Genomic DNA, 12,654 nt, shown 5'->3' with positions numbered 1-12,654 from the left:
GGGTGAGCAGGTGAGTGGGTGAGCGGGTGAGTGTAATATCAGGGTCAATAACTTCTATTGCACGAGTTGGACAGACCTCTGCACAGGCACCGCAGCCGATACAATTTTTCTCATCAGGAACCGGCTTCCCGCGAAAGCGCGGAAATGGCGTGTGCGGTTCAAACGGGAACTTTGTAGTATAAGGTCCTTTGATTAACGCCTTGATTGCTTCTTTTAACTCTCGTAATTTTGGGTATCTCATTTTACATTTTACATTTTACATTTTTAATTGCCGTTGATATTGCATAACTGATTATTGGCACAAGGAATAAAAGTAGCAGAATTGCAATTAGTGCTCTTATTCCCATTTCATCAAACCCAAGATATACAAATACACCCAACAGAATAATAGATATGCCAAACGGGACTGATTTTGCAACAATCTGTGCACGAGTATGAAAATCAGTGAACCGAACAAATCCAATACAGCCAATCAGAACTATCAGTGAACCAATCACAATTATTATTTCAACCACAATAAAATCAAGTTAAAGGTTTAAGGTTAAAGGTTAAAATTTCTGAATTTTAGTTTATACCTTTAATTTTAACCTTTTATTTTTACCTTTAACCTGCCTTTTTATTCGTCTAACTCTTTTCCTTGCAAGTATTTGCTTACTGCAAGTGTGCCAATAAATGCAAGTATCACAGTATCTATCGTTAAATCAATCAGGAATTCCGATTGGGTTTTTACGGCATATATCCCTAAAAAACCCATTGCAATATGTGTCAAAAGTATTATTGATAGAAATCTATCGGAGCCGTTAGGTCCTTTAACAAACCGCCATAGACACAAAAAACAGGCAACAACTAATATCAATAATGCAATGTTTAGCATATACATATCGTCAATGGTCAATAGTCAATGGTCTATGGTCTATTGACTACTGACTATTTTTTCAATAAGTTTTTCTAATTTTTCTACATCTTTTACAATATCTTCCTTGTTTCTGCCATGTGAATTTATTAGTATTTTATCTTCTCTGTCATCTATTACAGTTATATTTGGTGATAGATTCAACGCCATAATTAAGAATGCCTTGCTTTTTTCATTATTATTATTAATCTCAATTTCAATCTCCTCTGCCTTTATTTCTTGTGGTGAAAGCGCAAGATAAACCTCTATAACTGACGCTTTTATCCATAACCAGACTACTCTTACGAAAAATAAAACAAAATAAATCGGGCGTGTTTTTTCTCCACTTTTTTCTATATTACCAAAAAGCGCTGATACAAAAATAGATATTACAAGTCCGACAACAGTATTCTGCCAGTCAACCCGCCATACTAAAAGCAGCCAGAATATAAAACATAATGCAAATAGTGAGAATTTTTTCATTTTATTCAGTTTTCATTTATTATAATCCCGATATTAGGTTCCCGTAGCCGCAACCTAATGTCAAGACCTTTACTGCGGGTTCAACTACTGCTTTCAATATCCACGGGAATGCCAAGCCTAAACCCAAACAAACAATCGCAAGCACCAGCATTGACACACGCATTAAAACCGGCACCTCTTTTAGAGTTGAGAGTTGAGAGTTGAGAGTTGAGAGATTTTGTCCTGAATTAAATTCAGGATTCTCTAAACTAATTTCTCTAAACTCTAAACTTTTTCGGAGAAAGACATTCCGCTGGATTTTCAAGAAATATGCAAGTGTAAAAACTGCACTTACTACAACAAGAAGCCCGACAACAATATAATCACTCTTGAATAATGCAAGAATTATCAATAATTTAGAGAAGAAACCACCAAACGGCGGCACACCGCCTAACGAAAACGATGCGGATAAAGATGATAAAAATGTCGTTGGCATCTTGTCAGAAAGCTCGCTTAATTTTGTAATATCACGCTCACCTGTAGAATGTTCAACACTACCGGCAACCATAAAATAGAGCGACTTAAAAGTTGCATGATTTAATATATGAAAAAGCGCACCTGCATAACCAAGCGGCGTGCCGATACCAAGCCCGAGCATAACATAACCAATCTGCGAAATTGAAGAATACGCTAATAGCCGTTTGAGGTCAATTTGTTTCAACGCTGAAAACGCGCCAAAAAAGATTGATATAAGCCCTGCATATAAAAGTACTTGATGAAGTGTTGGTGAAACGCCGGTTACGCCAAAAAAGACCCGCACAATCCCATAAATTGAACAAACCTTTGAGACGGTACCTGCTAACATCATCGTAACAGGTGCAGGTGCGGTTGGATACGCATCAGGAAGCCACGCATGAAACGGGACAAGCGCTGCTTTTAATGCAAACCCGAAAAGTAAAAGTGGTATTGAAAACATAACTGCTCTACTAACACCGGTTTGTGAAATATATTTTGACATATCCGCTAAATCAAGTGTGCCTGTCACCGAATACAGAATCCCGATTCCGAAAAGTAAAAAGAACGACCCGACAGTTCCTAAAACCTGATACCTTATTGATGCCTCTAAATCCGGCTGTTCAACACCGAATGCAACAAGTGCGTAAGACGAAAATGCAACCATTTCCAGAAACACATAAAAGTTGAAAATATCGCCTGAAAGCACAATCCCGTTAAGCCCGGCAATCAGAAACAGATGCAGAATATAGAACTTTGCCTTTGAGGTGAATTTTTTCATATATTCAACAGAATAAAGCATTGACAGAAATCCGACAAGGTTTATAACCACAAGCATCAGTGCTGAAAATCCGTCTAAAACCAAATCCACACCGAGTGGCGAAACCCAGCCACCCATATGATAGACCAGTGCTCCACCGTTGAGTGTAAAAATAATTGTCACTGCCATTGCTAAAAGCACAAACGCAGTTGAAGAAGATAGCCAATCGCCTGAATCTTCATCAAATCGTTCAAGTATTACCAAAATCAACGCTGAAATTATTGGCAATAGTGGAAATAAGAGTATTAACATATTAGTTTAGAGAACTTAGTTTAGCGTTTAGAGATACTGCTTATCATACGGGCAATTTCTTCACCATCAGTATAAAATTTCACGTATATCTTTTCATCAATATATTTTCTGCTCAAACATATTTTCAATATTGTAATAACCTCACATAGAGAGCCATAAGCCATAGCTAAAAAATGAGAAAATTCTTTTTTTGATTTTCTACCTGCCCCTTCATCGATATTTAATGCAATAGATATACTTGCTCGTCGTAATTGGCTTGTAATTCCAAAAATTTCTTCTTTTGGGAATCTTTTTGTCATTTCATATATTTCATCACTAAATTTTACTGCTTTTTGCCAAACTATTAATTTCTCAAAATTAAACATCAGTCTTTTAATCTATCTCTAAACTAATCTCTCTCAACTCTCAACTATCCTTTTAGTTCTTTTATCTTACTGATATCAAATGTGCCGTATTTTTCATACAGACGCACACAGGTCGCAAGCATCAGAATTGTAGCGGCAAGCGAAATTATCATAATAGCAGGAATTAACGCCTGCGGTAACGGATCAACAAAAATTTTTTGAGTTCCTTCAACAATTATCGGTGCCTGCGCATCCGTTTCCCAGCCCAAAAGTATAAAAAACAAACATACACCATAACCCATAATTTTTATACCAATCACTACTTTAAGCAGATTCTCTTTACTGACTATACAGTAAAGCCCGATTAAAAACAATAAAATACTTGATAGATAAATAATCATAAAGTTTGCCCGCTAACGTTCGTTTCTAAACACAACCAAATAGCCAAACAGCGCGTAAAAACCAAACCCGACTAAAAACCCGAGCAAAACATTACATATCGGCACAATCCCGCCTGAAAACAACTGATGTGGATTACCTTGTGGCAAAAAATTATCAAAGAAAAATTTGTGTCCTTCCCTGTAACCCACTAACCCTATAAATCCTATAACGATTAGTAAAAGCCCTGAAATCGCTGAAACAACCAATGCAGTTGAAAAATTTATCCGCTTTCTTGCTTCATCTTTACCATAGACAATCATACACAGAATAAATGCAGACGCAATCAGCATCCCGCCATCAAAACCTTCACCAGGAAGAATATGACCGTAAATAACAACATAGCACCCAAAAACCAAAATCAGTCCAATAACATAACTTGTCAAAATTTTTATTGTTTTATCCATAATTTAGCAAAGTTAATTAGTTGAACAGTTAATTAGATAAAATGACCAATCAACTAATCATCTAATCATCTAATCAACTTTTTCCCTTTCTTCCTCAAAATCACCGCAACACCAATAATCATTGTAATAATAATAACTGCTTCAATCAATGTATTCCATGCACGAAAGTCCAGAAGAATCGCAGTGACGATATTTGTAGCGCCGATTTCTGAAACCGTTTTACTAATCTGTAACGATGAAGTCCGCATCAGTGGTGAACCGAACATGGGTAGTTCTTTTATTCCCCAAATAACAAAAATAACAAAAATTATACCAAAGAAAAACATCGCAGCCGCAGGTGAAATTTCTTGCACCGAGTATTTTCTCGTTTTATCAATTTTAGATGTCTTAAATACAACCGCTACCATTATTGTAAAACAGATAACCTCTACGACAAGTTGTGCAGTCATAACTTCAGGCGCTGCCAAGAACATAAAAATAATCGCAAGCCCGAAGCCAACACCACCAAGCGCCATCACCGAAGATAACAAATCTCTTATCTGAACCGCAACAACCGCCATAATAAGAACAAAAATTAAACTTGAAATTAAAATTATTTCAGACATTTGTTCACCTGCAAAGCATAAATAAAAGAATCATCAATCCAAACAGTGACCAATAAAGATAAATCTGCAAAAGCCCGCCCTGAAGTTCCGAAGTAAATGTTGAAACAATCGCTGTCAAACGGTCTATACCAATATAAATATTTTCAAGCATTCTGTCAATACATATAAAGAAACTATTGGCAACCATTTTTGCGATATTAAATGCCCAGTTGTAGAAATCTAATATTCCCTTTTCTGCTTTTTTATAAATTGAAGCGAATGGTTTTGAGTTAGAAATCGTAAGATAAAATTCCGTTCCCTGGAAGCCCTCTGTAAAAATTTCAGGTGATTCACCGTAGATATATGTTTCCGTTTTTCTTATAGTTTTTATCGTTCCCAAAAGATAAATTATCAAGCCGAGAATTATGCCGACAATAATTAACAATGTTGCTAAATCAGGATGCCATAATCCACTAAATGCCCCCCAATTTATTGGGGGGTGAGCGAAGCGAATGGAAGGAAAGATGAAATGTTTCAATGGAATCTGATAGGCGAAAATGCCGAAAATAATACACAATACTGCTAAAATTACCGTCGGGAACCACATCGTCCATGAGACATCGGTTGACGGTTGACGGTTGACGGTTGACGGTTTGCCCAAAAATGTTGAATGTATCAATTTTATAAATGACGCTAAAGTAAGTGCAGAACCAAACATCGCTGCTACTAAAAACAAAACAACTGCTATCTGCCATCTGCTATCTGCTATCTGCTGTATCAGCCCTTGATAAATCAGCCATTTTGAGAAGAAACCATTAAACGGTGGGACACCTGAAATTGAAAGTGCAGCAATTAGGGTTGCCCAAAAAGTAATTGGCATCACTTTTGAAAGTCCACCAAGTTTATCTAATTCCGTTGTTCCTGTTTGTTTTTCAACCGAACCACTACATAAAAACAAACACGATGTCCATAAAACTGTGCCTAACATATAAAAAAGTCCACCTGCAATACCAATAGGGGTATTAGTTCCAATACCTAAAACCATATAACCTGCACCTGATATATTCATATACGCAATCATTTTTTTTAAGTCATGCTGAACAAGTGCCATAAATACGGCAGCGATGATTGTAAAAGCGCCGAGGAACATCAAAACAAGTTGACAGTTGACAATTGACAGTTGACAGTTAAAGAAGTCGGTACAAATTCTGACAAGAAGATATATTCCTAAAAGTTTGTCCAGAGATGCGGGAAGATATGCCATTACTTCAACCGGCGCATCTTTAGACGCATCCGGTATCCATGTATGGAACGGCATCGCACCTGCCTTTGCAAGTGCACCAATGCAAAGGCAGGTAAAAGGTAGAAGGTAGAAGGTAGAAGGTAGAAGATTATGGATTTTGGACATATTAAATGTTTTTGTTAAATTCCACAATAAAATGATTCCGAGTAAAAGGCAGAAATCTGAAAACCCGATAATATAAAGCGCCTTCGTCGCTGTTTTGTAGGAATCACAGAACTGACTCTGAACTTTACACGGAACTGAAACAGAACTTTCCGTGTCTGTTCCGTGCCTCGCTTGCGGGATTTCGTATCTGTTCTGTGTTCTTATTAATAAATACAACATTATCGCAGCGAGTTCCCAGAATAAAACAAAAATTACAAAATTGTTTGAAAGAAGCGCACCGTTAACAACTCCGAGATTGATGAGTATGAAAGAAGGTAGAAGGTAGAAGGTAGAAGGTAGAAGGTAAAGGCAGATTAAAAATGCAAATAATGACGAAAACAAAACACACATTGCTGAAAATGAATAAGCCCGAAGAGAAAAATCAATTCCAAAAGAAAGCCATGGAATCGTATAATTTATCTCACCTGCTGAAAATAATACAATACTTAAAATTAAAACGATAAATGTCGTAATTACAGGTAGTGAGGCCTTAAGGCCGCGTCTACCTATCAATAACATTACAATACCAATCACAATTGGTAAAAAAATCGGGTAAAGTAGGATGCTCATTGCTGTTTTGCTTTCCTCATCTTTTTATCATGAATTGTAACCCATACAATACCGACAAGTGCAATAATTGACATCACACCATACAAAATAGTAAGCGGGTCTTTCATTTTATTAGTTCAATAAATGCCAAAGGAATCTGTGGCAGAAGTCCAGTCAAAAGTGACAGAATACCAAAGAGTAAAACCACAACAACCATGGACTTTGTCTTTTCTGCGTAATCTGCGTTTTTTTTCAGCGTAATCTGCGTTCCTAAAAATACAGCATTATACAGACGGAAAAGATACAGTAGCGTAAATACAGCACCTAAAATAGCAAGTGCTGCAAGCCAAATTTTTCCTGATTGCACTATTGACATCACTACATAAAGTTTGGCAAAAAAGCCACCAAATGGCGGGAAACCTATAATTGAGAATGCACATAAAAGAAACGCAATTGATGTCAACGGCATCGTTTTCGCAAGCCCGCCAAGTTTCCTGATATCTTTTTCGTGTGTGTTGTGCTCTACAATCCCTGCGGCTAAAAACAGGCCTGCCTTACCAAGTCCGTGAACAAGAATATAAAAAATAGCGCCGGTAATTCCAATTAGTACATTTGTACTAAATCCCAAAAATATGTAGCCAATTTGTGAAATTGTAGAATATGCAAGTATTCTTTTTATATCGTGTTCTACAAAAGCAGCGGCACCTGCAACCAGTATCGTAATTACTGAAATAATCGCAACTATATTCTGAAAATCAGGAATCATTGGGAATGTGAACACAAAAAGCCGTGCAAACGCATACACACCTATTTTTACCAAAACAGCAGCGTGAAGAAATGCGGTAACCGGTGATGGTGCAACACCTGCATTAGGGAGCCACAAATGAAACGGCAGTTGGGCGGATTTAGCGAGCATCCCGCAAAAAATTAAAACCATCGCAAAGAGTGGTATCGTTTTACCGTGCAATGTTAAAATGTTTAATGTACTATATTCAGCAAAAACCAGTGCAAACCCGGCGAGCATCAATCCCGAGCCAAGAAATGTTAATAGAAACGCGCGGTCGCCCGCTAAAAGCCCTTTCTCATCTCTGTAAAAACCAATCAATCGCCAGGAACAGAGCGCTGTAATTTCCCAGAAGATAAAAAGTAACAAAAGATTCGCCGAAAAAACCAGTCCAAGCATAGAGCCGACAAATAAAGTAATATAGAAATAGTATTCTTTAAGATGCTGGTAATTTTGCATATAACCTGCTGAATAAATTGCTATTAAAAATCCGATAAACGAAGAGACAACCGCCATAAATACAGAAAGGCCGTCAATCACAAATGCGGTTGAGAAAAAGTCAGTAAAATATTTGTAAAAATATTTTGTTATTCCTGACAGTATTGGTGAAACAAGGAAAGCAGAAGTAACAAAACCTGCAAATATAAATATTGTAGAAAGCAATGCCTGTTTTTTCCTAATAATCAAATTTACAAATGAACCAAAAAATGGAATTCCGATTGATAATAAAACTAATGTTCCCATCTATTTATCCGTTTTGTATTCCGTTCCTTTTTCCTTTATTAACATTACTGTCTTTTGTGGTATCATAGCAATTAGTTCGGCAATTTTTTCAGTCCTTTCGTCCATTTTTGTAGCCATTTTATCCATTTTCTCATCCATTTTTGCAAGAAGTTCCCGGGTCTGTCTTCCTTCTTCTCTAATAATCTCTGCTAATTCTTTATGCCCTTCTTCAATCAGCTTTCCTAATCCTTCAATCATCTTTCCTAATTGTCCAACACCTTCTTTAATATGTTTCCCGTTGAAATACGCTGCTACTGCTATCGCTACTCCAACAAATGTAGCCATCACACCTGCCTGTGCTAATATCTGTAACCAGGTCATTTGTTTTTACCTATTCAATCCGTTTTATATTTTGCTTTTAATTTTTTCTGTTTTCTTTTGACAGAGTTTAATCAAATCAAAACCATTCATCAGTTTTTTGTTTTTTGCTTTATCTATCACAGCAACCCGTTCTGTACAGCAATAACACGGGTCAACCGCTGCAAGAATTATCGCAGCATCGGAAATGGTCTGCCCTCGGACAGCATACTGGTTTGATGGAACATTGACATAACTTGGTGCTCTAACTTTATGACGAACAGGCCGAGAAGAACCATCAGACCGAACATAGTGATACACCTCGCCACGGGGTGCCTCATAATGTCCAATCCCTTCACCGACGGGAATTTCTTTTACATTTAAGTCAAAATTGCCTTCCGGCTCCTTTTTGAGTCCTTCAAGACAACCTTTTATTATTTTTGCTGATTCATACAGTTCAAGAATCCTTACAATAAGTTTATCAAACACATCGCCATTTTGTGTAACAATAACTTTCCAATCAACTAAATTGTACGCACTGTTTTGTGGGTCATCCCGCCGGACATCAATATCTACACCACTTGCTCGTGCAGTAGGTCCTACAACACAATAATCAATAGCAACTTCCTTCGGTAATATTCCCACACCTTTTGTTCTTGCATGAATCACAGGGTCGTCCATCACCGCACCTTTGAACATATCAAGCACAGGAATATAACTATCGCACATTTTTTCTATTTGTGGAATATCTTTCTTCTCAATATCTAAACGCACACCACCAATTTTCATCATTGCATAGTGATTTCTATTTCCTGTTATAAACTCGCACATATCTTCAACCATCTCACGATATTTCCACGCCCACATCCAGACGGTATTGTAGCCAAGAAAATGTCCTGCAAGCCCAAGCCATAACAGATGCGATTCAAATCTTTCCAGTTCGCCTATGATTGAACGAATATATTTTGCACGGACAGGGATTTCTATTCCTGCTAAATCTTCAACTGCATTAACATATGCAAACGGATGGCTTGTGGAACATATACCACAAATTCTTTCCACCAGAAATGTGGATTGGTCCCAATGCAGTGATTCAGAAAGTTTTTCAATTCCTCTGTGGTTGTAGCCGATTTCTATATCCATATCAACCACTTTTTCGCCTTCAACATATAACTTGAAAAATTCCGCCTCTTCCTGCAGCGGATGATACGGACCTATTGGTATAACAGTTCGTTTTTTATCAGTCATTTTGGTTTGTAGTTTTCCGTCTTTTCTCTAGCAATTCCTGTGAATAATCCTGCTTTTTCAATTATTGTTTCTATTCTTGTCATCCGATGGTCTAACTCAAGTTTGGCAAGTATTTGTGCTTGACCGACTTTTATTTCTTCCATATCTTTTCGCATAGATTTTAATTCATCAAAAACCATTTCAAACCGTTTATCAACTTGCTCAAACCGTTTATCAACTTGTTCAAACCGCTTATCAATTTGTCCGAACTGTTCATTATGATGTTCTAACTCGGTTCTTATAGCACGCAGTTCAGGCACAATCAAGTTCTGAACAACTTTACCTAATGCCTTGGCTATATCGGCTACACTCATCTTGATTTCACCTTCCGTGTGGTTTTCTCATTTTCTCTCACCCTGACCTTGCCTTAACGGATAATTGCAACTTGGCCAGTCGTCGCGCAACAAAAGATGTTTTAGATTCGGATGACCTTTGAAGTTTATACCCAGAAGTTCCCACATTTCCCTTTCAATCCACTCAGCACCTTTTATCACTTTTGAGATTGTTTCAATTTCCGGTTTTTCTTTATCAGGAATTAAAACGCGAATTGATACAATTTTTCCAGTTTTATCTTCTGAAAAATGGTAAAGTATCTCAAGCCCGTCTCGTCTGTCAACACCCGATGCAATAATAAATCTCAATTCAAAGTCATTAAATAAAATTCTGGCAACTTCTACAATATCCGATGGTAAAACATCAATATAAAACCTGCGTGGATTATATTCTACAAATTTTTTGATTTTGTTGCCAAGTTTCTCTTTTATTTTCTCAATCACATCCATAAATTTTGACTTTTAACCTTTAACTTTTAACTTTCTCCCTTCAACGCTTTTACCAGTTTTACAACACCCATTATTATTGCTTCCGGTTTTGGCGGACATCCGGGAATATATGCGTTCACCGGAATAATTTTATCAATAGGTCCGCAGGCATTATATGAATCCCTGAATATCGTCTCTGAACAGGCGCAACCGCCAACAGCAATTACAACACATGGTTTAGGTGCCTGTTCATACAACCGTTTTACTCTATCTACAACTTTTTTATTCACCATACCGGTAACAAGCAAGGCATCCGCATGGCGAACAGAACCGACAAGTTGGATACCGAATCTTTCCAAATCGTATCTCGGAGTAAGTGCATCCAAAATCTCAATATCACAGTTGTTACACGGACTGCACGCTACATGAAATACCCAGATTGATTTTGTTAACGCCTTTATTTTTATGGAAGTAGAATTCATTTAAACTTAAATCCTTTATTTAATGCTTGTTTATGAACTGCATCTATGACGGCCTTATCCAGAGTAGCCGGAGCACCCGTCGTTTCTTTTTCTTTCTGAGCAATATATTTTTTTCTTTCTTCTTGAAGTTCAGAAATTTGTTCTCTTATTTTTTTTCTTTCATCAAGTTTCTGGTCTATGTATTTATCAATCTCATTTTTGTTCATTTTCCTTAATTCTTCAGGCAGATCATCTTTTTTTATGTCATCTTTTTTTATTGCACCGCTTTCTATTGCAGATACCAAATCCCAAGAAGAACTGGAACCGACAGATTTTGCCTGAGCCACATATTTTTCAGCCATAACTGTCGGACCTGCAGATTTAGATAATTGGTTTACTTTCTTTTGCTTCGCCAGTGCTTTCGGCGATTCCTTACCATAAGCAATGTATGTCTTGTTTAACTCCATACCAAGTTCTGTTATTTTATCATCCTGGGGCGCCGTAATTGTCGCTACGGGTGCCGATTGGTCAATGTTCGTGTACTCACCGTCAGCAAGGTCAGCGCCGGCTTTCCATTGCGTTGCAATGCCTTCCTGTCTTCTGCCACAGAAAATCGTATTCACAAATATTCCTTTTGCTTTGGCTAACGAAACCGCCTGTTTGAAATCAACAGCACCCTGTGTAAACGGTTCATTCCCTGCAATAAAAATTGTTTTATAAACATCGTCAAACTTACTCCACTTAAGGTTGTTGACTGACTCTTTTATAACATACCCGCAGTACTCATCACCACCGTTTGTTTTGAGTGCAAAAAGTTCACTGGCGATTTTATCCAAATCAGTTGTAAAAGTTTGAACCTGTCTTATATACCCGTTCTGCGGTGATAATCCTGAATTACCATATTCATAAAGTGCAACTTCAATAGTAGGTTGACTTCCATTTTTTTCAGATGAAACAAGTTCGTTTACTATTTTCCATAATTGTGTTCTCGCCTGATTTATAAGTCCATCCATACTGCCTGAAGTATCAAGCAGAATCGCTACCTGTACAAGCGGTTTTTTAGAATAAGTTGTTGATGGTGGTTGGGGTGGGGCGGCTGTATCTTTCCATGTTTTCTTTATTGTTGTGTTTGCAGCCGAGAGTATTTTACCTGTCTCAGTTTGAACTATCCTTGCGTTTATTTCAACTTCCTCATTTTCCAAGTCATTCAAAGTTCCCGTAACCACGGCATCCGCACCTAAAATCTTGCCTAATTTCTTCGTAGTATCTTCATCTATAGCACCTGAGGATTGCAGGTTTAATTCAACAAGAACTTTCTTCAATAAATTTCTCTCTATTAGGGTTATTTTCTTGTTTTGTGCAAAATTAGTCGTTAATCTTTCCTGTATGATTATCGGCCCTTCCGACGGTTTATGGCTTGTATATGGAAATTCAAGCACAGCCATTTTTATATTCTGATAATCTCTTATTCCTTCTTCAAGTTTTAATGCAAGTTTTTCCAACTCCGCCGAAAATGCGGTTTGCGATGCCATTAAAAGGACAAAGAATGCCAACTTCATTGATTTATTCATAA

General features: G+C 37.3%; 17 protein-coding genes. All 17 read right to left on the bottom strand.

The features are described from left to right. On the bottom strand, window positions 1-241 hold a 241-nt coding region (locus tag AB1349_05365; protein ID MEW6556768.1), incomplete at its 3' end, for a 4Fe-4S binding protein. Window position 242: 1 nt separating this feature from the next. Beyond that, window positions 243-515, bottom strand: a complete 273-nt coding sequence (locus AB1349_05360; GenBank protein ID MEW6556767.1) for a monovalent cation/H(+) antiporter subunit G — start codon at window positions 513-515, stop codon at window positions 243-245. Window positions 516-616: 101 nt separating this feature from the next. Further along, complete coding sequence (locus tag AB1349_05355; GenBank protein ID MEW6556766.1) at window positions 617-874, bottom strand: monovalent cation/H+ antiporter complex subunit F; 258 nt, start codon at window positions 872-874, stop codon at window positions 617-619. Window positions 875-913: 39 nt separating this feature from the next. Then, window positions 914-1,375 (bottom strand): Na+/H+ antiporter subunit E, encoded by a 462-nt coding sequence (locus AB1349_05350; protein ID MEW6556765.1) that lies wholly within the window; start codon window positions 1,373-1,375, stop codon window positions 914-916. 19 nt (window positions 1,376-1,394) lie between these two features. Further along, window positions 1,395-2,939: a proton-conducting transporter membrane subunit gene (locus AB1349_05345; GenBank protein ID MEW6556764.1), complete on the bottom strand. Its 1,545-nt coding sequence runs from the start codon at window positions 2,937-2,939 to the stop codon at window positions 1,395-1,397. Between the two features lie 20 nt (window positions 2,940-2,959). Next, window positions 2,960-3,304: a four helix bundle protein gene (locus AB1349_05340; protein ID MEW6556763.1), complete on the bottom strand. Its 345-nt coding sequence runs from the start codon at window positions 3,302-3,304 to the stop codon at window positions 2,960-2,962. Between the two features lie 44 nt (window positions 3,305-3,348). Continuing rightward, the gene (locus AB1349_05335) at window positions 3,349-3,684 is read right to left on the bottom strand and encodes a sodium:proton antiporter (protein MEW6556762.1); all 336 of its coding nucleotides are present in this window, start codon (window positions 3,682-3,684) and stop codon (window positions 3,349-3,351) included. Between the two features lie 12 nt (window positions 3,685-3,696). After that, the gene (locus AB1349_05330) at window positions 3,697-4,128 is read right to left on the bottom strand and encodes an MnhB domain-containing protein (GenBank protein MEW6556761.1); all 432 of its coding nucleotides are present in this window, start codon (window positions 4,126-4,128) and stop codon (window positions 3,697-3,699) included. A gap of 65 nt (window positions 4,129-4,193) precedes the next feature. Further along, window positions 4,194-4,733 (bottom strand): hydrogenase subunit MbhD domain-containing protein, encoded by a 540-nt coding sequence (locus tag AB1349_05325; protein MEW6556760.1) that lies wholly within the window; start codon window positions 4,731-4,733, stop codon window positions 4,194-4,196. Between the two features lie 4 nt (window positions 4,734-4,737). Then, the gene (locus AB1349_05320; GenBank protein ID MEW6556759.1) at window positions 4,738-6,729 is read right to left on the bottom strand and encodes a proton-conducting transporter membrane subunit; all 1,992 of its coding nucleotides are present in this window, start codon (window positions 6,727-6,729) and stop codon (window positions 4,738-4,740) included. A gap of 103 nt (window positions 6,730-6,832) precedes the next feature. Next, window positions 6,833-8,236, bottom strand: a complete 1,404-nt coding sequence (locus AB1349_05315; GenBank protein ID MEW6556758.1) for an NADH-quinone oxidoreductase subunit L — start codon at window positions 8,234-8,236, stop codon at window positions 6,833-6,835. Continuing rightward, on the bottom strand, window positions 8,237-8,596 hold the full coding sequence (locus AB1349_05310) for a hypothetical protein (GenBank protein ID MEW6556757.1): 360 nt from the start codon (window positions 8,594-8,596) through the stop codon (window positions 8,237-8,239). Window positions 8,597-8,620: 24 nt separating this feature from the next. Beyond that, entirely contained in the window at window positions 8,621-9,820 is a 1,200-nt protein-coding gene (locus AB1349_05305) for a nickel-dependent hydrogenase large subunit (protein ID MEW6556756.1), read from the bottom strand. Further along, window positions 9,817-10,173, bottom strand: coding sequence for a hypothetical protein (locus tag AB1349_05300; GenBank protein ID MEW6556755.1), 357 nt, complete (start codon window positions 10,171-10,173; stop codon window positions 9,817-9,819). The genes AB1349_05305 and AB1349_05300 overlap by 4 nt, the downstream gene beginning before the upstream one ends. Window positions 10,174-10,200: 27 nt before the next feature. Then, window positions 10,201-10,641 carry an NADH-quinone oxidoreductase subunit C gene (locus AB1349_05295; GenBank protein ID MEW6556754.1) on the bottom strand — a complete coding sequence of 147 codons (441 nt, stop codon included), beginning with the start codon at window positions 10,639-10,641 and terminating at the stop codon, window positions 10,201-10,203. Window positions 10,642-10,667: 26 nt separating this feature from the next. After that, on the bottom strand, window positions 10,668-11,102 hold the full coding sequence (nuoB, locus tag AB1349_05290) for an NADH-quinone oxidoreductase subunit NuoB (GenBank protein MEW6556753.1): 435 nt from the start codon (window positions 11,100-11,102) through the stop codon (window positions 10,668-10,670). Continuing rightward, a complete protein-coding gene (locus AB1349_05285; protein MEW6556752.1) occupies window positions 11,099-12,652 on the bottom strand; it encodes a FlgO family outer membrane protein in 1,554 nt (517 codons plus the stop codon). Before AB1349_05285 ends, nuoB begins: the two co-directional genes overlap by 4 nt. Window positions 12,653-12,654: the final 2 nt, after the last annotated feature.

This window comes from Elusimicrobiota bacterium (assembly GCA_040757695.1).
GTDB lineage: Bacteria > Elusimicrobiota > UBA8919 > UBA8919 > UBA8919 > JBFLWK01.
This window is presented reverse-complemented; position numbering and strand designations above follow the sequence as displayed.